Genomic DNA, 22,627 nt, shown 5'->3' on the forward strand with positions numbered 1-22,627 from the left:
ATTTTTTCCTCTCCCTTAAAAATTTTATGACCGAAAAACAAACTTGGAGCCAGCGATTTGAATCAGCACTGCATCCAGCGATCGCTCGTTTTAATGCTAGTATCAATTTCGATATTGAATTAATAGAATATGACATCACTGGTTCCCAAGCACATGCCAAAATGCTGGCCCATACAGGTATCATTTCCCCAGAAGAGGGAGAGAAGTTAGTTACAGGGTTAGAACAAATTCGTCAAGAATACCGTCAAGGTCAATTTCAGCCAGGTATTGATGCCGAAGATGTACACTTTGCCGTAGAAAAAAGATTAACAGAAATTGTTGGAGATGTGGGCAAAAAGCTACACACAGCCCGTTCTCGCAACGACCAAGTAGGTACTGACACTCGACTCTACCTGCGTGACCAAATTCGCCAAATTCAACAGCAATTACGGGATTTTCAAACTGTACTGGTAGATATTGCTGAGAAAAATATCGAAACCCTCATCCCTGGTTATACCCACCTGCAACGGGCCCAACCTGTGAGTTTAGCTCATCACCTGTTGGCATATTTTCAGATGGCACAACGGGACTGGGAAAGGCTAGGGGATGTATACAAACGAGTCAATGTTTCCCCCTTGGGTTGTGGTGCCTTAGCGGGAACCACCTTTCCCATCGACCGCCATTACACCGCCGGACTATTGCATTTTGAAGGAATTTATGCTAACAGCTTGGATGGAGTGAGCGATCGCGACTTTGCCATAGAATTTCTCTGTGCAGCTAGTCTGATCATGGTTCACCTCAGCCGCCTATCAGAAGAAGTCATTCTCTGGGCATCAGAAGAATTTCGCTTTGTCACCCTCAAAGATAGCTGTGCCACCGGTTCCAGTATCATGCCCCAAAAGAAAAACCCCGACGTACCAGAACTAGTCAGAGGCAAAACTGGCCGTGTTTTCGGGCATCTCCAGGCCATGCTAGTCATTATGAAAGGGCTACCCCTGGCCTATAACAAAGACCTGCAAGAAGACAAAGAAGGTTTATTTGATAGCGTCAATACCGTCAAAGCTTGCCTAGAAGCCATGACCATCTTACTAGCAGAAGGCTTAGAATTCCGTACCCAGCGTTTAGCACAAGCCGTAACCGAAGACTTTGCCAATGCTACAGATGTGGCAGACTATCTTGCAGCTAGAGGTGTACCCTTCCGCGAAGCTTACAACCTCGTCGGACAAGTAGTTAAAACTAGCATCGCTGCCGGAAAATTACTCAAAGATTTGACCTTAGATGAGTGGCAAAAACTACACCCAGCCTTTGATGCAGATATTTATGAAGCCATCTCTCCTCGTCAAGTAGTTGCGGCCCGTAACAGTTATGGTGGAACAGGCTTCACCCAAGTTAAGCAAGCTGTTCTAGCAGCCCGCACACAAATATCAACCTAACCTAACCTAACCTAAAAACAAAGCCGTACATTTGTACGGCTTCATTACCAAAAGATTCACATAGCAATGATGCAAGCAGGCAAATCATTCAGCATCAATAGCTGCTGCGCCTTCATCTTCTTCACTCTTGGGTGATCTTTGCTGGAATCTTCTTTGCATTCTTCCATTAGTAGTCCGTTTACGAAACTTTCTGGCATACGCCTGGTTCCGTAGCGCCTTTTCTTTTTTCGGATTACGGCGCTTAGCCATGTTCACCTCATGAATAAACAACAAAAAACTGCAATTTCGTGCAGCGCTGGGGAAATGAAAACATAATTCAAAACCACTGAAAAGCTTTTTTCATGAGCTTTTTGAAGTTTGAATCTGGAATTTTAAATCCCACGTAGCGTTACTAGGCATGGCGTAGGCAATATCAGCTACTGATGTTATTGTTATACTTTTAGCCTAGTGCAGCAATCAATACACTTTAAACAGTTTACTAGTCTAACCCAGTAAATCAAAGTATGTCAAGTAAAATGCCGTCTGCTTATTCTCCTTGATCACAATAGTGCATCAATCATCTAGCATTATCTATAGTTAGATCCGGTCTTTCCGTTATTCTGTTGATGATCAAAGCTGAAATTGATACAAATTGAGGTATATTTTTCGTGGTTAATTTCTCCAAACATCTGCACCTCAAAATTATTTTATACCCTGCTAGTTTCTCTTCCCCTGGGAAATAAAAACTATGAGATTGTCTATTGATTCTTTCTCAACAGGATTGCTAATCATATATCCACCAAAAGGGAGAAGTTCCATATCCAACTACCTAAAGTATGAATTTTCCAAAAACTTGAATTAATTTAGCAACAAATTCCTGAATATCCCAGTCCAACTGAGTATTGATTATGGCTTGTCTTTTTCATGGATGGGAATTATTGTTCATAGCGTTAGTTCAATGGACAACATCTATCTAAGTAAAAATACATTCATTTCGGGGAGAGCTAATGTTAATATTGACTTAGTTACCAACTATAAAATTGAAAAACAAACCAAACCCAGATTCGATTTGTATAAAAAAATAACTCAATTTTTTTATTGCAATCGACGTAAAGGATAAGCAATTAATAAAATACAATACAGAAATTTGAGATTGAAAATTATTGCTTTTTTTATGGCACTTATCCAGTCCACTCGTAGCTTATGGCGTTTTGGACAAACAGTATTAGGGATCATCTTCCGTCATCCCATTACTGGAACCAGTATTATCCCGATTTTACCTGACGGTCGAATTGTGTTGATTCGACGCAGCGATAATGGACTTTGGGGATTACCTGGCGGTATGGTGGACTGGGGAGAAGACGTTCCTAGTGCAGTCCGTCGGGAGTTAAGGGAAGAAACTGGACTGGATTTAATGAAAATCAAGCGGTTAGTTGGAGTATACTCTTCACCAGACAGAGATCCGAGAATCCATTCTATCTGTATCGTTGTTGAAGCTGATGTGTGCGGGAAAATGGAGATCCAAGACACTCTAGAAGTAACGGAAATCAAAGCCTTCTCTCCCAGTAACTTACCCCTAAGAGAACGTATGTCTCATGACCATTCTCGACAATTACAAGACTACTTGAATGGTTTAACAACCTTGGCTTAGAAATATTGGAAATTTTAGATTTTAGTTTTTGAATTTAAGATAAAATCTTGAGGCTAAAATCTATTTTTCCTGCAACTCAGATGGGTTTTCTGTTTCGTAACTCTCGGATGAAACTTTCTCAAGGCTTGTTGTTTTGGCAAGAGGTTGGAGAAGGTATCCCTATAGTTTTTTTACATGGTGCTTGGCATGATAGCAGTCAATGGGTAGGGGTAATGAAATTACTTTCTCAGCATTTCCATTGTTTTGCACCAGATTTATTAGGGTTTGGAGAATCGGAAAATCCCAATATTCACCACTCCATAGATTTACAAGTAGAGTGTTTGCGGGAACTACTGCAAGCTTTGAAGTTAGAAAAAGTTTATTTAGTAGGAAATTCTTTAGGTGGTTGGATTGCAGCTAGTTATACTTTAAAATATCCAGAAGAAGTTTATGGGTTGGTATTATTAGCACCAGAAGGGGTGAGAGTAGAAGGAGAAGAGAAGTTTTGGCAAAAAAGGCAGCGTCTATTTAACTATTCGCAATTCATGGTTAAGTTGTTACGTTTACTGAGTCCTGTACTGAAGCTGTTTGGTTGGAATGAAAAAATTACTGAAGATTTACAGCTAAGAAAAACGTTATTGGAATATCCTACAGCTTGTAATTTACTATTTAATCGGCAACAGGCAGAAATAAAGGCAGAATTATTAGATAATTATTTGGGTAAAATATCAGTGCCGACTTTGATTTTACAAGGTGGTAAAGATATAAAAAATAATATAGATAAAAGTAATATTTATGCTCGTTTTATACCGCAGTCTAATTTAAAAATAATTGCTCATGTAGGAGATATTTTACCAGACACCTGTTCTAGCTTAGTAGCTGAAGATATTCAGGATTTTGTCAAAGAAAATTGGTTATAAATGATAGTTTTATATTGAAAACAATTTTCCTGTGTTGATAGTAGATGTTGGTGAAAATTTACTCTTATCTCTTGCCTTTTGGCGGAAATCACAGATTACATACAACATAGTTGAGGCTGTGGAGTTACACACCAGGAATTAAGATGCTTGTATGGACATGATCTGAGTTGTGTTTGCCTATACTAAAGTAATGTGACAAAATAGTTACGGTATCTGCTTTTTCTCAGTAAATTCAGATGGTTATAGGTGTCAAGCTACGTCAACGTTATCAAGTCATCCGCGTTTTGGGTAGCGGTGCGTTTGGTGATACGTACCTAGCACAAGATTTAGATTTACCTAACCATCCTCAGTGTGTGGTGAAACATCTGCAAATTAAACCACCCAACACCGCAGCAGCTTTACCTATCGCTAGAAGGTTATTTGCACAGGAAGCAGAAGCATTACAGAAATTAGGAATTCATGATCAAATTCCCCAACTCTTCGCTTATTTTGAGGAAAATAGTGAGTTTTATTTAGTTCAGGAATTTGTTAAAGGTCAAGATTTAAGTCAAGAAGTTTATCCTCAACATAAGTTACCTGAAAATCAGGTGAAAAAGTTACTCAGAGAAATTTTAGAAGTTTTAAATTTTGTCCATCAACAAAATATTATTCACCGCGATCTCAAACCCCAAAATATCATGCGACGCAGCGGGGATGGTAAAGTTATGTTGATTGACTTTGGTGCAGTTAAGGAAAGCATGAGGGTAAATGCCCAAGGTCAAACTATTTTAACTGTTGCTATTGGTACTTCTGGTTATATGCCTAGTGAACAAACCGCAGGAAGTCCAAAATTAGCAAGTGATGTTTATGCAGTGGGGATGTTGGGAATTTATGCGTTGACGGGAATACAACCCCACCAATTACCTAAAGACCCTACCACTGAAGAAGTAATTTGGCGGAATCGGGCAAATGTCAGTGAGGAGTTTGCTAAGATTTTAACTAAGATGGTGCGTTATCACTTCAGCGCACGTTATCAAAATGCACAGGAAGCACTCAAAGCTTTAACTCCACCACTTTCACTACCTCCAAAAACAGATCGTCGTCATTTTTTACAACTTGCTAGTGTTGCTGTTGGGGGTTTTGGTTTAGCGGTTGTTGGTAATAAGTTATTTTCTGGAAGTGGGGAAAAAACAACTTCTGTTTCTTCAACATCTTCTCCTTTACCTTTCCCAGAACCAAGCACCCAATTTACTCAAACTCCTGTTTCTACAACATCAAATAATCTCAACCTGAAAACTTTTAATTTTGAAGTTGTGAAAACAGACTCACGGGGAAGCATTATTAGTAAAAGCAATTCTTCTGCAAGATACTATGAAGAAGACTTAGGAAATGGTGTGATTTTGGAAATGGTGGACATTCCGGGGGGAACTTTTATGATGGGTTCACCGGAAACTGAGGAAGGGAGAGTTTATAATGAAAGTCCCCAACATCAAGTGACTGTTCCTAGTTTTTTCATGGGGAAATATCAATTAACCCAGGCACAATATCAAGCTGTTATCGGGAGTAACCCTTCTTACTTTAAAGGTGATGATTCGACTTCGCTCACCAACCATCGTCCAGTTGAACAAGTCAGTTGGGATGATGCGGTTAAATTCTGTCAACGGTTAAGCCAAAAAACAGGAAAAACCTACAGATTACCAAGTGAAGCAGAATGGGAGTATGCTTGTAGGGCAGAAACTACAACACCATTTTATTTTGGTGAAAGTATTACCACAGATTTGGTAAACTATGATGGTAATTCAACTTACAAGGATGCACCGAAAGGATTGTACAGAAACCAAACCACATTTGTAGGAACTTTCCCCCCTAATGCTTTTGGTTTGTATGATATGCACGGGAATGTCTGGGAATGGTGTCAGGATACTTGGCATGACAATTATATAAACGCGCCTAGAAATGGTAGTGCTTGGATTAGTCCAAGCGAAACTAGACGGATACTGCGTGGAGGTTCTTGGTACAACAATCCTGAAAATTGCCGTTCGGCCTATCGTTACTATAATGTTGCGGGCTTCAATCACAACCTCCACGGTTTTCGTGTTGTGTGTGGCGCTGCGTGAACTAAGTAGCCCTTTATACTTTTACCCTTTTGCTCTCTGCACTTTTTTCTTTTCCCTTTCTTCATCACCTTCGGCGATCAAATTTTTTGGCTGTTTTTGAATATGTCAGAATCAGAATATCCAGGATTTAAGGATTGACAGGATTGATATTTTCGACTTCTTGGGTTTAGGAACTTCCAAATAAAAAAGTATTCAATTAATTTTTGTTGGTAGGCCTCTTGCCTGGCTTTCAACTTGGATAGGCTAGCAGTCCATCCCACGATATTGGATAATTTATTTCTTGTAATTCTCTTAGTTATGGGAAAGCAAAAAAACCTTTTGATAAGTCCGGTTTCTGGGATGTACAGACATGGTAGTCACTTGGGGCTGTATGTTTATATCATAACATCAGCGGTGGAGATGTCAATAACCTTGAAAATTCGTTGTCTGATTTCGGCTTATTGACATGATTCTCAAGAATTATTGAGAATCAAATGGGGTTTTTCGCAACAAGGCAGTTAGTTGATCTTTTTTTATCAGAATCAGGATGTTCAGGATGGGTTTTTTTGATTTTTGGGTTTAGTTATTTGAATGAAAGTTTCATAGACATTATAATTTATGGATTTTGAAACAGTTTAGTAGATTGTGCTATATCTTTGGTGAGGGTAGCGATCGCTAAATCCAAATCATTTCCCAAATCAAAATTCTTAAAATTACTAACAATCCTGTAAATCCTTAAATCCTAGATATCCTAACTTTGACCAAATATTATGTATTCATTAATTATCAAACAGTATTATCTAATGTTTCCCGCCAGTCAGCAACAAATATTCCTGAACTTGTAAACCGTGATATATGTTTTATATTTGTTGTGACCACAATCACTTTATCAAAACTATTTAATTGCAGAATTGCCTGAGCAGCAAGAATAACATCACCGTCTAAACTTTCATTACTCGCTGTCGGCTGTCCTTGGTTTCTTACCCATGCCCATAATTCTGCTGCTTTTAACATTGCCTCTGAATCTATGGGAATCAGACAAATTTTTCTGAGTGCGTCCAGACGATCTAAACTCTTTTTCTTTCCTTCTTTCAACAATTCCCGTCTCAGTTCATAGTCAGCTATTTCTGGTATACGTAGTTCAGTGTTGGTATCTTGCAAAGATTTTAACCATTGCTGTACTTTTGGATCTATTTTTGGATGGCTTACTTGACTCAATGGATGAGTATCTAGCAATATAACTCTTCTTTGGTGTGGTCTGATAAACGGTAATGTCATTTCACTCATGTTTGCAGCTACAGTGAAACTCTCTTTTGGTTTAAAGCTGCTTCGATGTGAGGATAGGTTTCTTGATCATAATTTGATTCATCAGCCATCCATTCATCTACAAGTTCTATGATTTTTTCTAATGAATAATTATTTTCTTGTTTTGGACTACTGACATTTCTTTCAAAGGGCATTCCAATGTTGTTAGATGATACAGGTTGTGCATTACCTAAATAGCAGATAGCAGTGGGTATTACACCGATACCAGATTGATTTTGATAGACGGAGGATATTTTATTGTGAATCAAAGCATCAACTTTTGCCCTAACAACTAGTAGTTCTTCTATAGAGAGAGCTTCTAATTGCTGCATAACAACATCAATCATTAATGTTTTATTCATATTTTTCACTCTATGTTAAGTTCTATTTTCATTTTAATTGATTTTTCATCTATTCTGTTTTCTAAAAATAAAAATTTATTTTCTTTATTCCTGATTTACTATAACTATTTCTCTCATTCCCCAAAATATCAAGTTTCTTTCCAAGATTAACTTTTCCATTATCGCTGGAAAATTATTTTGTAGATAGGTTGTTAATAATTTACTATCTCCTCCAGTAATGGCTATTTTGCTTTCAGGAAATAACAATAACCAATTATCAATAAAATCTTTGATACCTGCTAATAATGTGTAAATGACTCCACTGTGAATTGCATCTGATGTATTGAGTGCAAACCGTGGTGGCAATTCTATGATTTCTCTAGAATTTAATAATGGTAATTGTCCAGTTTTTTGTCCTAAGCTGGCAAATTGTAAACCTAATCCTGGTAAAATTGCTCCTCCTACTAAATTTTGATTTGCGTCTGCACCTGTAAAGGTGAGTGCTGTACCTGCATCAATTACTAATATAGGAAATCCGTAAGTGATTCCTGCACCCCATAAAGCTAAAGCTCTATCTATCCCTAATGTGGGATACATTCCTGCAAGGGGTATTTGTTCTAGGGTGAGTGTTTGAATTTTGGGGTAGGTTTGCCAAAGTGCTGTTTGAGTGGGAACTACGGAAGCAAGGATGATGGGGATAGGGGAAATGGGAAGGGGAGGGAAGTCAGGGGGGGTATTGGCGATCGCTAATTGTTGTATCAATGATGGAGATAGATATTCTGTATCCCAATTTGCTTGTAGCATTTCGCCCAAAAATAGCGCAAAATGGAGGCGAGAATTGCCAATCATCAATCCTAACCAATAATTATCTGGGTTGTGTTGGTGGTTGTTAGGTTTCACACTTTTAACTTTTTTAAGTCACTCATAGGTTTTTTAATAAAAATTAATATTCAACCCATGCCACAATAAAGCAAGAGGAATAAATACTCATATTTGTCAAGGAGGGGAGTTATGGTATTGCTCACCGATAGAAATGATGAACAGGAAAGCCCAGCACCTGTAAAACGCCTTACCATACAGACTGTAGAGATTGCTGAGGATACAACGGCTATTCGTTCTTTAGACTGGGATCGCGATCGCTTCGATATTGAGTTTGGTCTGCAAAATGGTACAACTTATAACTCATTTATCATCCGCGGTGAGCATATTGCCCTAGTCGATACCTCCCACGAAAAGTTTCGCAAACTTTATTTTGATACACTCACGGGGTTAATTAATCCCCAGGAGATAGATTATTTAATTATTAGCCATACAGAGCCAGACCATAGTGGCTTGGTGAAGGATTTGCTGCAAATGGCCCCTGACGTTACTGTAGTGGCTTCTAAAGTGGCAATTCAATTTTTAGAAGATTTGGTACATCAACCATTTAAACGCAAAATTGTTAAAAATGGCGATCGCTTAGATTTGGGTAATGGCCACGAATTTGAATTTGTCATTGCACCCAATTTACATTGGCCTGACACCATCTTCAGCTTCGACCATAAAACCCAAATCCTCTATACCTGTGATGCTTTTGGAATGCACTATTGCTCAGAAAGCACCTATGATGAAGATTTGACAGCTATAGAGGCAGATTTTAAATATTACTATGAGTGCTTGATGGGGCCAAATTCCCGTTCCGTTCTTTCGGCTTTAAAACGGATGGGAGAGTTACCAGGAGTAAAGGTCGTCGCCACAGGTCACGGGCCATTACTCTATCACAATGTTGAAGAACTGATTGGACTTTACCGGACTTGGAGTCAAAACCAAACCAAAGCAGAGACACCAGTTGGTATTTTCTACGTTGCTGATTATGGTTATAGTAATCGCCTAGCTCAAGCCATAGCAAATGGCATTAGCAAAACTGGTGTGGCTGTAGAATTAGTTGATTTAGCAAGCGTCAATGATTTAGTCGAATTGCGAGAATTGGTGGGCAGATGTTCCGGCTTAGTCGTGGGAATGCCACCAGCTAAAAGTAATCCTACCGTGCAAGGTGCAGTTAGCACAGTTTTAGGGTCGGCAAAGGAAAAACAAGCCATTGGTATTTTTGAAACCGGTGGTGGTGATGATGAACCAACCTATCCTCTGTTAAACAAATTCCGTGCGTTGGGTTTGAATGTGGCTTTCCCTGTGTTGGAAATTAGGGACACACCCACAGAAAACACCTACAAAAAATGTGAAGAAGCAGGAACAGACTTAGGACAGTTGGTAACTAGGGATAAAAGTATTAAAGCGATGAAATCCCTTGGTGCTGACTTAGATAAAGCCTTAGGAAGAATTAGTGGTGGTTTGTATATTATTACCGCAAAAAAAGGTGATGTATCCAGCGCCATGTTAGCTTCTTGGGTCGGTCAAGCTAGTTTTAAACCCTTGGGATTTTCCATTGCTGTAGCTAAAGACCGGGCAATTGAATCATTGATGCAAGTAGGTGATCGCTTCGTTCTCAATGTATTAGAAGAAGGCAATTATCAACCCCTGATGAAACACTTCTTAAAACGATTCACCCCTGGTGCAGACCGATTTGAAGGAGTAAGAACACAAGCGGCGGAAAATGGTGCACCCATTTTAACTGATGCACTAGCCTATATGGAATGTGAAGTTGTTAGCCGTATGGACTGCGGCGACCACTGGGCAGTATACAGCACAGTTTACGCAGGACGAGTATCGAAACCAGAATCACTCACAGCAGTTCACCACCGCAAGGTTGGGAACCATTATTAAGGTGACAGGGAACAGGTGAAGCAGCGCGGTCTTGGGGGTCTCCCCCATGAGCGACTGCTGAACCCGAAGGGTGACAGGTGACAGTAAAAAGGCAAAAATTCAGAATTTTGACTTCTTGCTCTTGAATTATCCTGTCATCTCTTACCTAGCCAAAATTTCCAGGCAAAATAGAACAAGAGTCAACTGAGAGAGTATCTATGGAAATTGCACCGCATATCAGCGTAGATAATGCCATCCATCACGGTACACCCATCATCACCGGCACTCGTGTTCCCATTTCTATTATTATTGGTTCCCTCCCTGGTGGGATGAGTAAAGAAGAAGTGATGCAAGAATACGAACTCAGTAAAACTCAAGTTAAAGCCGCTCTCAGTTATGCAGCCGATTTGGTTAAACATACCCAAGTTACCGCACTGGGAGCATAAATCTTGAATGAACTTTCTAGTTGATGAAAACATGCCTCGTTCGCTTGCATCTCCAATCGCTGCATTAGGTTTTGTTGTGCAAGTCTCTTGAACACCGTCGCGCCCTTTCTCGTCAAATCTTTCGTAGATTTTAAGTTTAAGTAAATAACTCTGTTAACAACTAAATTTCAAAACCAATACCAGGAATAATTAAAGGAGGTAAAAAATATGTCAGTGACAGCAGCAACTAAACCCCGTGATGTACAAATTCTGCCCATAGGGACAAATACAACCATATTGCGATCGCGCAGTTGGACAAGGCTAAGATTTGAAATAGAATATGCCTTAGCTAAGGGTACAACTGCCAACTCTTATTTAATTCAAGCTGATAAAACCGCCCTCATTGACCCTCCAGGAGAAACTTTCACTGCCATTTATCTAGAAGCTTTAACAAAACGGTTTGACTTCACCCGACTCGATTATGTAATTCTCGGTCACGTCAACCCTAACCGCGCTGCTACCTTAAAAGCTTTACTAGAAATTGCCCCCCAAATTACCTTTGTCTGTTCCAACCCAGGGGCGATAAATTTACGCGGTGCCCTAGAAAATCAAGATTTGCAAATTCTCGTTATGCGGGGTGATGAAACCCTAGATTTAGGTCAAGGACATCATTTGCAATTTATTCCTACTCCTAACCCCCGTTATGCAGACGAACTTTGCACCTATGACCCACAAACAGAAATTTTATATTCTGACAAATTATTTGGGGCACATATTTGCGGTGACCAAGTATTTGATGAAGGTTGGGAAGCATTTTATGAAGACCGACGCTATTATTTTGACTGTTTAATGGCCCCCCATGCCAGACAGGTAGAAACAGCGTTGGATAAACTTGCAGATTTACCAGTGCGAATGTACGCTACTGGTCATGGCCCTTTGGTACGTTATGGTTTAATCGAATTAACCAAAGCCTATCGGGAATGGACACAACAACAAACTGCGGCTGATACTACCGTGGCCCTAATTTATGCTTCCGCCTATGGTAATACTGCTACTTTAGCCCAAGCGATCGCTCGTGGTATAACCAAAGCAGGGGTAAGTGTAGAATCCATTAACTGCGAATTTGCTGACCCGGAAGAAATCAAAGCCGCAGTGGAAAAAGCCGCTGGTTTCGTTATTGGTTCCCCTACTTTAGGTGGTCATGCACCTACACCTGTACAAACAGCCTTAGGTATTGTTCTTTCTAGCGCTACTAATAATAAACTCGCTGGTGTCTTTGGTTCATTTGGTTGGAGTGGAGAAGCTGTTGATTTAATAGAAAGTAAACTCAAGGATGCAGGTTATAGATTTGGTTTTGACACCATTCGTGTGAAATTCAAACCTAACGAACTCACTCTGCAAACCTGTGAAGAAGCTGGCACAGACTTTGCTCAAGCACTGAAAAAAGCCGCCAGAAAATCCATTGTGGCAAGACAACCTGCAACCAATGTGGAACAAGCTGTTGGTCGTATAGTTGGTTCTCTGTGTGTCGTCACCGCTACCCAAGGGGAAGTGAAAACGGGGATGCTAGCTTCCTGGGTAACACAAGCTAGTTTCAACCCTCCTGGTTTAACTATAGCTGTAGCCAAAGACCGTGCTATGGAACCATTAACTCACACAGGTAACCAATTCGTAGTTAATATCTTGGCAGAAGGTCGAGAACTGCGAAAGCAATTTATGAAAACCTACACTCCCGGACAAGATAGATTTGCCGGTGTAGCCACAGAGGAAAGCAGTAATGGTGGTGTTATTCTCACAGATGCTCTTGCATATTTAGAATGCACCGTCAATAATCGGATGGAAGTAGGCGATCATTGGTTGGTTTATGCCACTGTTAATAATGGGAAGGTGTTAAATCAAGATGGCGTGACAGCTGTGCATCATCGCAAATCAGCAAGTTATTATTAAGCTTTGAATCCTTAAACTCGTTTCCAGGTTCGTTCTGGAAACGAATAAATTCAGTGGTTATAAATAGCAATGCAAATTAGTCAAAATTGAATGTTTATTGAAACAATTTAAAGCGTATCTATAGATAATTGCCATAACAATTAATAATTAAACAATAACAGTAAAAATGCGTAAATTAATTGTTACGAATATTAGTTTTCCAGCCATGAATATATTTATAAACATGGCTAAAATTGATTTTTGTTTAATTGTTCATTGATGAATATACTGGTGCTATAAACACAAAAAAATTATAAGATTTATCAATAGGGATTTCTTGTTATTCATCAGGTTAAACTACTAAACTTGGATTCTTAAAATATAAATTTCCTCTTGATTGATATTTGGATAATCATCACTATTAACCAGATATTGCCTGAAGGGAAAAGTGCACCTACTGGAAACTATAGGTAATGCGAGGATGTATTAAATGTAGACCTGCTATTGAGAATAACAAATACTTGCCAAACAAATATGTAACGACTGTTTGTTAAGTAAAATAATCTCATAGCTTTGTCATCAACCTCTGGGAAAAGATACGCCTGTTATCAATTTATAGAAGAACCAAATACATAGACAAAGATTCAATCTTGAATATAGATTCTGGATTAAATGGGGCTAAATAACTTCTACTAGAAGTTAGATTTATCCTATCCATAGTTAATAATCAATCCATTTTCATCAAGAATTGGTGTCAATTATTTGTGTCGTTTTACTTCACTCAGGACAAAAGACAGTTTCACAACCAATATTTTCAATCAGCTTCTAAGGGATTTAATCAGAGGCAATTTTTTGACGCGGAATTAACCGCAAACAAAGTGGAAGATGAAGAAGGCGAATAAGTGGATTTTCAAACATGGATCAAACAAATAGCTGCTTGGATCACCCAGTTATTTGGATGGCGAGTTCAGAAAAGATCCTCAAGAGTCATCAAAAAATGGTATGGAAAATCATGTGCTGTCGTCAAAATGTCCAGAAATACCTTTGCAGCGATCGCTACATACCGGATTATAGGAGTTTGTGGTGATGGGGATTATTTGGTGACTTTGGATCACCTACAACGTTTACAAGGAACACGTCTTGGCAAATTTAATGGTACTCCCCTTTACCTGGGTAAGCTAGAAGAACCAAGCGATCGCTTTCTTACCCATCGCTTTACTGTATTTTATATCCTGCCCAATGGTGATTTTCAAATCGTCTGTTCAGCAGACTGTGACTTACTGGGAAATGGTCGAGGGGCACTGACAGAACTTGTTCCCATCAGAATGGTAACAGCGATCGCACTCAAATCCTTAAAGATTCCTGATTTACCGAATAATGGGGAGTTCTTTAGCTGGAGACATCAAATGCTACGACGTGATTGGTTAGCAGAGTTAGAGGAAATAGCTAAAAATGAGCTAGGAAGGGAACACAACTTAAAAATGCGAGTGCTAAAACTTCAAAATAAAAGATGGTAAATCAACCTATTTTCCTCTTTAGCCGTCATTGGTGACGGCTTTTTGCTATTTTATACCCAATAATAATTAAATTTAAGACTTTGAATAGTGGCAGGACATAAGCCCTGCTTAACTCACTTTACTCGTCTGCTTCAGAGCTATTATTTTGGAACGGCTCTTGTCCTATTTTCAATTGTTTTTTCGAGCGTTTCAACTGTTTCCATAAAGCCTTAATTTGTTTATAAGCTTCATCCGGTGGCATTTTACCCCCTGTTTCCAGATTGCAAATGTAGCTAACACGCTGGGCAAATTCCTGTAGATTTGAATTGAAAACTAAGTTTTCCGGCTTCACCTGACCGTAGTAGCGACCACGAGGATAGAGAAAATCATCTTTGCTCATCATTTCTTTCTCCATTTATGCAACTCCCCTGCTGATTTGCTAATTGGTGGTTAAATATCTAGCCACTGTTATCATTAATTTTGTCAGACTAGGAGAAATGTAACCCTTAGATCCTGCTGATGGCAAAGTTGTGGAGCAGTTAGTCAATTTTTTATTAGACAAGATAGTCAACCTATAAATCTCCCTACAGCTAGCTGTGACTGAAAACTTATGCTTTTTGATGCCAAACTGACCACAACTCTTCACTAGCGCTCAACGGTTATCTACACTTGATATAAAACAACATTACTAATTCCCGACTAGGATTGTCATTAACTACAACCAAAGCACTATCTATTTCAGCATTAATACTTAGATTTTGCAGTCACCTTGAATATAAAATGAGACAAAACAATAAGACTGAAAATATAGGTTTTTTGTTGCTGTAATCAACGGATTAGCCCTAATTGAGGGAGGTAAAACATCTGACAAGATATATTTTGATATATTTTTTTACATTATTGCAAAATTTTATTATAAAATGCAAACTTTATTTAGCTAACGCAACATTTGTCACAAATACCTGCTGATCAGGATTTGATACTACTATTTTAATCGGGCGATTTACTGAATAGGTAGGGGGGATGGATGAGGAAAGGAAAAGGAGGAATGAATATTTTCAGAACGTCAAGCAAATTTCTGTTCGCGCAGCGTGGCGCATAAAGAAGAAGACAGAAGTTACAGAAGTTGCAGGAGTTACAGAATAATTTATGCCATTGCTGCTGAATTCTTGCATTTTTAAACTCCTCTTCTCCATCTTCCGTAGGTATACTCCTGAATTTCTGTTCGCGCAGCGTGGCGTAGGCATACTCCTAAACTCTATCTCCAATGCCCAATGACTAAAGATACAATGGTTAAACTTGACACCAAAAAACTTGACTAACCCTAAAACTTGATCTAAATCCAATGTCTGTTAACACCAAGCTGTACGAAGGCAAAGCGAAAATTATTTATAGAACTGATAACCCAGAAGTGTTTCTGGCTGATTTCAAAGATGATGCGACTGCCTTTAATGCCCAGAAACGTGGGAGTATTCAAGGTAAGGGAATAATCAATTGTACCATTTCTAGTAAACTGTTTCAACAGTTGGCCGCTCACGGAATTCCCAATCATTTTATTGATAGTCCTGCTCCACATCAAATGTTGGTGAAAGCAGTGAAAATAGTGCCTCTAGAAGTAGTGGTGAGAAATATAGCGGCAGGAAGCTTGTGCCAACAAACAGGGCTACCACTGGGTCAAATTTTGTCAAAGCCTTTGGTAGAGTTCTATTACAAAAATGATCAATTGGGAGATCCTTTACTGACACGCGATCGCTTGCTGCTGCTAGAACTAGCCACCGAGGAACAAGTTGACCGCATTACCCATCTAGCATTGCAAATCAACGATTTTCTCAAAACATTCTGGCAAGAGTGTGGCATTACATTAGTAGACTTCAAACTGGAGTTTGGGGTGGATTCACAACAACAACTACTGTTGGCAGACGAAATTAGCCCTGATACCTGCCGACTGTGGGATAACTCAGAAACAGATCCCAACCGTCGAGTTATGGACAAAGACCGCTTCCGTCGTGACTTAGGAAATATTGAAAATGCCTACCAGGAGGTTTTACAACGAGTATTAACTGTTGTAGAGAAAAACTAAACTAGACCGATTTTTGAATTTTAAATTTTGAACTCCGCCTAGCGGTATGTGTGGTAGTGAAGAGGAATATGAGTAAAATGCCTTTATCTTCGGTGTGGGTGGCAGCAGTCGCCATAGCAGCCCCTTTGAGCGTGTCCTTAAGTGCCAATGCCCAAGTGGCTGACACTGTAAAACCAGCAACAGAAGTCCCGACTGTAGAAACAAACCCATCCTTACAAATAGATGGGGTAGAAACTACTGTTAACCAAGCATCTCTCCTTCAGCCAACAGCAGTAGTTGTCAAAACACAACCCTCCCCATCTAGTCAACCTGCACCAATTCTCACAGCTAATTCTGCTTCCCTGGCTGCCAAACCTGACTCCATTCAGCCTCAACAGACAACCAAAGCCAAAACAGCCCAGGCCCCAGAACCTACCCCCTCCCCAACACCTGAGGCTAGTCCACCTGTTCAACCTTTTTCCACTCCCACTCCCGAACAAACTGAACCCCGCGTATTGGTGTCAGAAGTGGTGGTCAAGTCTCCCACAGGCACAGTCGCACCAGAGTTGGAAGAAGAAGTTTACAAAGTTATCCGTACCCAACCAGGACAAACTACAACTCGTACCCAACTACAAGCAGATATTAATGCTATTTTCGGGACTGGATTCTTTTCTAATGTCCAAGCTTTACCAGAGGATACACCTTTAGGTGTCAGAGTCAGTTTTGTCGTTAGCCCTAACCCTGTTTTAACCAAAGTAGAATTGGAAGCCAATCCTGGTACAGGTGTAGCCTCGGTCTTACCAGCTAATACAGCAGAAGAAATTTTTAAACCCCAATATGGCAAAATCCTCAACTTACGGGATTTACAAGAAGGAATTAAGGAATTAACTAAACGTTATCAAGACCAAGGCTATGTTTTAGCTAACGTCATTGGTGTCCCTAAAGTTGCTGAAAACGGTGTTGTTACCCTCCAGGTAGCAGAAGGGGTGGTAGAAAATATCAAAGTCCGCTTCCGCAATAAAGATGGTCAGGATGTGGATGAAAAAGGGCAAGCCATTAAAGGACGGACGAAAGATTATATTATTACGCGGGAATTGGAATTAAAACCTGGGCAAGTCTTCAACCGCAACATTGTTCAGAAAGACTTGCAGCGGGTATTTGGACTGGGATTATTTGAGGATGTGAATGTATCCCTTGACCCTGGTACTGATCCCAGTAAAGTTGATGTGGTGGTGAATGTAGCGGAACGCAGTACAGGCTCAATTGCTGCTGGTGCGGGGATTAGTTCTTCTAGTGGTTTATTTGGGACAATTAGCTATCAACAGCAAAATCTGGGGGGTAGAAACCAAAAACTAGGGGCTGAGGTACAGGTGGGTGAAAGAGAACTGCTGTTTGATTTACGGTTTACTGACCCTTGGATTGGTGGAGACCCTTATCGGACTTCCTACACGGCGAATATTTTCCGTCGTCGCTCAATTTCCTTAATTTACGAAGGAAAAGACGATAGTATCGAAACTTTTAATCCTGGTGATACAGAAGGTGATCGCCCCCGTGTCACTCGCTTCGGTGGTGGTGTTTCTTTTACCCGTCCTCTGTCTGCCAACCCTTACAAAGATGCTGAATGGACAGCTTCTGCGGGTTTACAGTATCAAAGGGTGTCTAGCCGTGATGCTGATGGTAACCTGCGGAAATTTGGGACAGTGTACAAAGATGGAGCAGCGACAGAACTGATTCCCCTCACTCAATCAGGAGATGGAGAAGACGATTTACTGTTGTTCCAATTAAGTACCCAGCGCGATCGCCGTAACAACCCTCTCCAACCTACCAATGGTTCTTATCTGCGTCTCGGAGTTGACCAATCTGTACCCATTGGCCAAGGTAACATTTTCCTTACTAGATTACGGGGTAGCTATAGCCAATATTTCCCAGTGAAATTAACTGGCTTTGGTAAAAAACCTGAAACCTTAGCTATTAACCTCCAAGCTGGGACTATTTTGGGTGATTTACCCCCCTACGAAGCTTTTACCTTGGGTGGTAGTAACTCTGTGCGGGGATACGACGAAGGGAGATTAGGTTCCTCCCGCAGTTATGTTCAAGCCTCACTGGAATATCGCTTCCCTGTGTTCTCTGTGGTCAGTGGTGCCCTCTTCTTTGACTATGGTACTGATTTAGGTACTAGCACCAGAGCAGCGGACATTCTGAATAAAAATGGTAGTGGCTATGGTTATGGTCTAGGTGTACGTGTGCAGTCTCCTTTAGGGCCAATTCGCATCGACTACGGCATCAATGATGATGGTGACAGTCGTATCAATTTTGGTATTGGGGAAAGGTTTTAGGGAGGAGTTCAGGAGTATGCCTACGGCACGCTACGCGAACAAAAGTATGCCTCCGGCACGCTGCGCGAACAGGAAAAAGAATTACTTTTTCTGTCTCTGTTGCCTCTGCTTCCTTTCCTAGCCCTACTCCCTCATTCCCCATTGACTATAAACCACTGTTGCTAATTTGGATTTTTGTGCTAATACTATTCCCATACAGAAACTCAGTTACATTTTTGGCAGTTCAACCGAGTTTTTACCCTTACTGCCCATGAGCAACACTCACTATCACCTCTGGATTTTACCCCTATGGCACAACATACTTTAGCTGGGGAGATGACCCAAGCGGGGGTAGGACTGCATAGCGGTGTGACTACCAAGGTGCGGATACTACCAGCGGAGTTGGGAAAAGGTCGATATTTTGTCCGTGTCGATTTACCTGATGCGCCAATTATTCCTGCCCAAGTGGCAGCAGTGAATCAAACTTTGCTTTCTACTCAGTTAGGTAAAGGTGATGTTTGTGTCCGCACTGTGGAGCATTTATTGGCGGCTTTAGCTGGGATGGGTGTGAATAATGCCCGCATTGAAATTGATGGGCCAGAGGTGCCACTGTTAGATGGTTCAGCGCAAATTTGGGCTGAAGGTATCGCTCAAGTGGGTTTGGTTTGTCAGTCAAGTGAGGATGAACAAATACCTGCTATTGAACATCCAATTTGGGTACGGCAAGGGGACGCTTTTGTTTGCGCTGTGCCAGCATCAGAAACGCGCTTTAGCTATGGTATAGATTTTGATTTACCGGCAATTGGGAATCAATGGCACAGTTGTTTATTCACGACTGAAGATTTTATTCGTGATATTGCTCCTGCCCGAACTTTCGGTCTTTTGCATCAAATTGAATATCTTCAGCAGTCGGGATTAATCAAAGGTGGCAGTTTGGAAAATGCTCTCGTTTGTGGCCCTGATGGTTGGCTAAATCCACCATTAAGATTTGCAAACGAGCCAGTACGTCATAAAATCTTGGATCTAGTAGGAGATATTAGCTTGTTGGGTTATTTTCCCCAAGCTCATTTTGTAGCTTACAAAGCTAGCCATAATTTACACATTGAATTGGCACAAAAAATTTTAGATTTAATTTAGATTTAATCTAGAATTCAAAGCTATGTAGCAGTCTACAACCAACTAAATTTCTAGATTTACCCAACAAACCCATTGCCAATGTCAACTCTTATCCAAGCTCATTCTCCGGAAGTGACTACCTCACCAGAAACTAGTGAGAATACACCAGTAATACAAACGACTTTCACGATTGAAGAAATTCAACAAATGTTACCGCACCGCTACCCGTTTTTACTGGTAGATCGGATTATTGACTTTGTACCTGGCAAAAAAGCTGTTGGTATCAAAAATGTCACTTTTAATGAACCCCAATTTCAAGGACATTTTCCAGGGCGATCGCTCATGCCTGGTGTCTTAATTGTAGAAGCAATGGCCCAGGTCGGTGGTGTGGTCATGACCCAAATGTCTGATGTGAAAAGCGGTCTGTTCGTATTTGCTGGTATTGATAAAGTCCGTTTTCGTCGCCAAGTTGTACCGGGAGACCAGCTGGTGATGACCGTGGAACTGTTATGGGTAAAACAGCGTCGTTTCGGTAAAATGCAGGGTCGAGCCGAGGTTGACGGACAACTTGCTGCTGAAGGAGAATTGATGTTTTCTTTAGTTAACTAAACTTTGGTCTCGGTCTGGGCATAGCTGTAAACTCCCGTTATCCAATTTGCAACTGGAGATTTTGAATTTTAGATGCTGGTGAAATAGTGCGGTCTTGGGGGTTTACCCGCAGGTTTCTAGTTTCTATGTTCTTAAAGTCTTTAAGTATATTTACTAGATGTGCTTTGCCCGACATTTTTGTTAACTGAATATTTAATACACAGCACTCAGTTCTGGAGACTTAACCTTGAAAACGCTCATTCATCCAACTGCTGTCATTCATCCCCATTCGGAAGTTCACCCCACGGTGCAAGTCGGCGCTTATGCTGTCATCGGCGCAAATGTCAAAGTTGGCCCAGAAACGATTATTGGCGCTCATGCAGTCCTAGAGGGCCCCTGTGAAATTGGGGCACACAATCAAATTTTTACCGGTGCGGCTATCGGTATGGAACCCCAGGATCTCAAGTATGTGGGAGAACCTACTTGGGTGAAAATCGGCGATAATAATTTAATTCGTGAGTATGTTACCATCAACCGGGCTACGGGCAGTGGGGAAGCCACTGTGATTGGTAATGGTAATTTGTTGATGGCCTATGTTCATGTAGGTCACAATTGCGTGATTAAAGACTCGGTAGTAATTGCCAATTCTGTAGCTTTAGCAGGACATGTTCATATTGAATCTCGTGCTAGATTGAGCGGGGTTTTAGGTGTACATCAATTTGTCCATATTGGCACTATGGCTATGGTCGGTGGAATGGCACGGATTGACCGGGATGTACCACCATATATGCTAGTGGAAGGAAACCCAGCCAGAGTGCGATCGCTCAATTTAGTGGGTCTGAAACGTTCGGGTATGTCCGCCCAAGACCTGCAAATCCTGAAAAAGGCTTATCGCAGTCTCTACCGTTCTGAGTTAATCTTTAAGGACGCTTTAGAGGAATTGGAACTGTTAGGGGATTCTGTAGAATTACAGCATCTACGGCGCTTTTTACTGCTGTCACAAATGCCAGGACGACGAGGTTTGATTCCTGGTAGAAGTAAAAAAGTTAGAACTGAGGATGAGTAGTTAGGAATGGAAAATTCCTGATTCAGCACTCAACACTCCTTACTCACTACTAGAAAAATGCGGATATTTATCAGCACTGGCGAAGTTTCTGGGGATTTACAGGGTTCGCTATTAATTGTCGCGCTGCAACGTCAAGCTCAAAGGTTGGGAATCAAGTTAGAAATTGTGGCCTTGGGTGGCGACAAAATGGCCGCAGCTGGGGCGAGGATTTTGGGTAATACTAGCAGTATTGGCTCAATGGGTTTGGTGGAATCTTTACCCTATGTGATCCCGACTCTCAGGGTACAACGGCAAGCGATCGCCTATTTACAAGAAAATCCACCGGATTTGGTAGTGCTGATTGATTATATGGGGCCAAATTTAGGCATTGGCACCTATATGCGCCAAAATTTACCAAAAGTGCCCGTAGCTTATTATATCGCTCCCCAAGAGTGGGTGTGGTCAATGAGTGTGCGGAATACAAACCGGATCGTCGGGTTTACAAATAAGTTATTGGCGATTTTTCCCGAAGAAGGAAGATACTATCAAGCTAATGGTGCAAATGTCTGTTGGGTCGGTCATCCTTTGGTGGATAGGATGCAAAATGCACCCAGTCGGGAAGTTGCAAGGCAAAAGTTAGGTATTCCAGATGAACAAATAGCGATCGCTCTATTACCAGCTTCTCGTCGTCAAGAGTTAAAATATTTGTTACCAGCCATCTTTCAAGCTGCCCAAACTATTAAAAGCAAGTTACCAACTGCCCATTTTTGGATTCCTCTGTCCTTAGAAGCCTTTAGACAGCCAATCACAGCAGCAATTCAAGATTACGGTTTACAAGCCACAATCCTATCGGGTCAACAACAGGAACTGTTTGCAGCAGCAGATTTCGCCATTACTAAGTCTGGGACAGTGAATTTAGAGTTAGCCTTGTTAAATGTCCCCCAGGTAGTTGTTTATCGTCTCAGTCCGATTACAGCTTGGATAGCGCGTCATATTCTCAAGGGTTCCATTCCTTTTGCTTCTCCTGTTAACTTGGTAGTCATGCGGGAAATTGTGCCAGAATTATTACAAGAGCAGGCAACAGGCGAGAACATCACCCAGGCAGCAATGGAATTATTGCTCAATCCAGAACGCAGACAGCAGACTTGGACTGATTATCAGGAGATGCGGCGTTGTTTGGGAGAGGTGGGAGTATGCGATCGCGCTGCACAAGAAATTCTGCAAATGTTACCAATTTAGTGTTTAACCTATCTGCT

19 protein-coding genes are annotated in these 22,627 nt (G+C 40.8%); 14 read left to right on the forward strand and 5 right to left on the reverse strand.

The genetic code is table 11. The features are described from left to right. Positions 1 to 26: 26 nt before the first annotated feature. Positions 27 to 1,412, forward strand: a complete 1,386-nt coding sequence (gene argH / locus H6G73_RS06655; protein ID WP_190602496.1) for an argininosuccinate lyase — start codon at positions 27 to 29, stop codon at positions 1,410 to 1,412. Positions 1,413 to 1,496: 84 nt separating this feature from the next. Here the strand turns inward: argH and H6G73_RS06660 are convergent, their stop codons facing one another. Continuing rightward, the gene (locus H6G73_RS06660; protein ID WP_190602498.1) at positions 1,497 to 1,661 is read right to left on the reverse strand and encodes a hypothetical protein; all 165 of its coding nucleotides are present in this window, start codon (positions 1,659 to 1,661) and stop codon (positions 1,497 to 1,499) included. 883 nt (positions 1,662 to 2,544) lie between these two features. Between H6G73_RS06660 and H6G73_RS06665 the strand changes: the two genes are divergently transcribed. The 3 genes from H6G73_RS06665 (at position 2,545) to H6G73_RS06675 (ending at position 6,037) form a co-directional block, all read left to right on the forward strand. After that, positions 2,545 to 3,042 carry an NUDIX domain-containing protein gene (locus tag H6G73_RS06665; RefSeq protein WP_190602566.1) on the forward strand — a complete coding sequence of 166 codons (498 nt, stop codon included), beginning with the start codon at positions 2,545 to 2,547 and terminating at the stop codon, positions 3,040 to 3,042. Positions 3,043 to 3,122: 80 nt separating this feature from the next. Next, positions 3,123 to 3,941 (forward strand): alpha/beta fold hydrolase, encoded by an 819-nt coding sequence (locus H6G73_RS06670; protein WP_190602500.1) that lies wholly within the window; start codon positions 3,123 to 3,125, stop codon positions 3,939 to 3,941. Positions 3,942 to 4,177: 236 nt separating this feature from the next. Beyond that, positions 4,178 to 6,037, forward strand: coding sequence for a bifunctional serine/threonine-protein kinase/formylglycine-generating enzyme family protein (locus H6G73_RS06675; protein WP_190602509.1), 1,860 nt, complete (start codon positions 4,178 to 4,180; stop codon positions 6,035 to 6,037). A 765-nt stretch (positions 6,038 to 6,802) separates the two neighbouring features. Here H6G73_RS06675 and H6G73_RS06680 read toward each other — a convergent pair. The 3 genes from H6G73_RS06680 to H6G73_RS06690 form a co-directional block, all read right to left on the reverse strand. Continuing rightward, complete coding sequence (locus H6G73_RS06680; protein WP_190602511.1) at positions 6,803 to 7,303, reverse strand: type II toxin-antitoxin system VapC family toxin; 501 nt, start codon at positions 7,301 to 7,303, stop codon at positions 6,803 to 6,805. An 8-nt stretch (positions 7,304 to 7,311) separates the two neighbouring features. Continuing rightward, a complete protein-coding gene (locus tag H6G73_RS06685; protein WP_190602513.1) occupies positions 7,312 to 7,683 on the reverse strand; it encodes a hypothetical protein in 372 nt (123 codons plus the stop codon). 84 nt (positions 7,684 to 7,767) lie between these two features. After that, positions 7,768 to 8,562, reverse strand: coding sequence for a pantothenate kinase (locus tag H6G73_RS06690; protein ID WP_190602515.1), 795 nt, complete (start codon positions 8,560 to 8,562; stop codon positions 7,768 to 7,770). Positions 8,563 to 8,673: 111 nt separating this feature from the next. Between H6G73_RS06690 and H6G73_RS06695 the strand changes: the two genes are divergently transcribed. From H6G73_RS06695 to H6G73_RS06710, 4 genes are all read left to right on the forward strand, one after another. Next, the gene (locus tag H6G73_RS06695; protein ID WP_190602517.1) at positions 8,674 to 10,422 is read left to right on the forward strand and encodes a diflavin flavoprotein; all 1,749 of its coding nucleotides are present in this window, start codon (positions 8,674 to 8,676) and stop codon (positions 10,420 to 10,422) included. Between the two features lie 197 nt (positions 10,423 to 10,619). After that, the gene (locus tag H6G73_RS06700; RefSeq protein WP_190602519.1) at positions 10,620 to 10,847 is read left to right on the forward strand and encodes a DUF433 domain-containing protein; all 228 of its coding nucleotides are present in this window, start codon (positions 10,620 to 10,622) and stop codon (positions 10,845 to 10,847) included. Positions 10,848 to 11,054: 207 nt separating this feature from the next. Beyond that, positions 11,055 to 12,773, forward strand: coding sequence for a diflavin flavoprotein (locus H6G73_RS06705; RefSeq protein WP_190602521.1), 1,719 nt, complete (start codon positions 11,055 to 11,057; stop codon positions 12,771 to 12,773). 1,007 nt (positions 12,774 to 13,780) lie between these two features. After that, positions 13,781 to 14,269: a hypothetical protein gene (locus H6G73_RS06710; protein ID WP_190602523.1), complete on the forward strand. Its 489-nt coding sequence runs from the start codon at positions 13,781 to 13,783 to the stop codon at positions 14,267 to 14,269. A 118-nt stretch (positions 14,270 to 14,387) separates the two neighbouring features. On the opposite strand, the gene H6G73_RS06715 is transcribed toward H6G73_RS06710, so the two are convergent. Further along, positions 14,388 to 14,663, reverse strand: coding sequence for a DUF7219 family protein (locus tag H6G73_RS06715; RefSeq protein WP_190602524.1), 276 nt, complete (start codon positions 14,661 to 14,663; stop codon positions 14,388 to 14,390). 930 nt (positions 14,664 to 15,593) lie between these two features. Between H6G73_RS06715 and purC the strand changes: the two genes are divergently transcribed. From purC to lpxB, 6 genes are all read left to right on the forward strand, one after another. Continuing rightward, complete coding sequence (purC, locus tag H6G73_RS06720) at positions 15,594 to 16,328, forward strand: phosphoribosylaminoimidazolesuccinocarboxamide synthase (RefSeq protein ID WP_190602527.1); 735 nt, start codon at positions 15,594 to 15,596, stop codon at positions 16,326 to 16,328. Positions 16,329 to 16,405: 77 nt separating this feature from the next. After that, positions 16,406 to 18,643, forward strand: coding sequence for a BamA/TamA family outer membrane protein (locus H6G73_RS06725; protein ID WP_190602568.1), 2,238 nt, complete (start codon positions 16,406 to 16,408; stop codon positions 18,641 to 18,643). 288 nt (positions 18,644 to 18,931) lie between these two features. Continuing rightward, positions 18,932 to 19,759, forward strand: coding sequence for a UDP-3-O-acyl-N-acetylglucosamine deacetylase (gene lpxC / locus H6G73_RS06730; protein WP_190602529.1), 828 nt, complete (start codon positions 18,932 to 18,934; stop codon positions 19,757 to 19,759). Positions 19,760 to 19,837: 78 nt separating this feature from the next. Beyond that, positions 19,838 to 20,347, forward strand: a complete 510-nt coding sequence (fabZ, locus tag H6G73_RS06735) for a 3-hydroxyacyl-ACP dehydratase FabZ (RefSeq protein WP_190602531.1) — start codon at positions 19,838 to 19,840, stop codon at positions 20,345 to 20,347. 226 nt (positions 20,348 to 20,573) lie between these two features. Next, positions 20,574 to 21,392 carry an acyl-ACP--UDP-N-acetylglucosamine O-acyltransferase gene (gene lpxA / locus H6G73_RS06740; protein WP_190602532.1) on the forward strand — a complete coding sequence of 273 codons (819 nt, stop codon included), beginning with the start codon at positions 20,574 to 20,576 and terminating at the stop codon, positions 21,390 to 21,392. A gap of 57 nt (positions 21,393 to 21,449) precedes the next feature. Further along, a complete protein-coding gene (gene lpxB / locus H6G73_RS06745) occupies positions 21,450 to 22,610 on the forward strand; it encodes a lipid-A-disaccharide synthase (RefSeq protein ID WP_190602534.1) in 1,161 nt (386 codons plus the stop codon). The last annotated feature ends 17 nt before the right edge of the window (positions 22,611 to 22,627 follow it).

This window comes from Richelia sinica FACHB-800, from assembly GCF_014698825.1.
GTDB lineage: Bacteria > Cyanobacteriota > Cyanobacteriia > Cyanobacteriales > Nostocaceae > FACHB-800.

Coding starts and splice junctions, on each gene's coding strand:
- H6G73_RS06680 (WP_190602511.1), bottom strand. CDS start 7,303: ATGAGTGAAATGACATTACCGTTTATCAGACCACACCAAAGAAGAGTT.
- purC (WP_190602527.1), top strand. CDS start 15,594: ATGTCTGTTAACACCAAGCTGTACGAAGGCAAAGCGAAAATTATTTAT.
- fabZ (WP_190602531.1), top strand. CDS start 19,838: ATGTCAACTCTTATCCAAGCTCATTCTCCGGAAGTGACTACCTCACCA.
- H6G73_RS06660 (WP_190602498.1), bottom strand. CDS start 1,661: ATGGCTAAGCGCCGTAATCCGAAAAAAGAAAAGGCGCTACGGAACCAG.
- H6G73_RS06675 (WP_190602509.1), top strand. CDS start 4,178: ATGGTTATAGGTGTCAAGCTACGTCAACGTTATCAAGTCATCCGCGTT.
- H6G73_RS06685 (WP_190602513.1), bottom strand. CDS start 7,683: ATGAATAAAACATTAATGATTGATGTTGTTATGCAGCAATTAGAAGCT.
- H6G73_RS06705 (WP_190602521.1), top strand. CDS start 11,055: ATGTCAGTGACAGCAGCAACTAAACCCCGTGATGTACAAATTCTGCCC.
- H6G73_RS06725 (WP_190602568.1), top strand. CDS start 16,406: ATGCCTTTATCTTCGGTGTGGGTGGCAGCAGTCGCCATAGCAGCCCCT.
- H6G73_RS06695 (WP_190602517.1), top strand. CDS start 8,674: ATGGTATTGCTCACCGATAGAAATGATGAACAGGAAAGCCCAGCACCT.
- argH (WP_190602496.1), top strand. CDS start 27: ATGACCGAAAAACAAACTTGGAGCCAGCGATTTGAATCAGCACTGCAT.
- H6G73_RS06670 (WP_190602500.1), top strand. CDS start 3,123: ATGGGTTTTCTGTTTCGTAACTCTCGGATGAAACTTTCTCAAGGCTTG.
- lpxB (WP_190602534.1), top strand. CDS start 21,450: ATGCGGATATTTATCAGCACTGGCGAAGTTTCTGGGGATTTACAGGGT.
- lpxC (WP_190602529.1), top strand. CDS start 18,932: ATGGCACAACATACTTTAGCTGGGGAGATGACCCAAGCGGGGGTAGGA.
- H6G73_RS06715 (WP_190602524.1), bottom strand. CDS start 14,663: ATGGAGAAAGAAATGATGAGCAAAGATGATTTTCTCTATCCTCGTGGT.
- H6G73_RS06710 (WP_190602523.1), top strand. CDS start 13,781: ATGTCCAGAAATACCTTTGCAGCGATCGCTACATACCGGATTATAGGA.
- H6G73_RS06700 (WP_190602519.1), top strand. CDS start 10,620: ATGGAAATTGCACCGCATATCAGCGTAGATAATGCCATCCATCACGGT.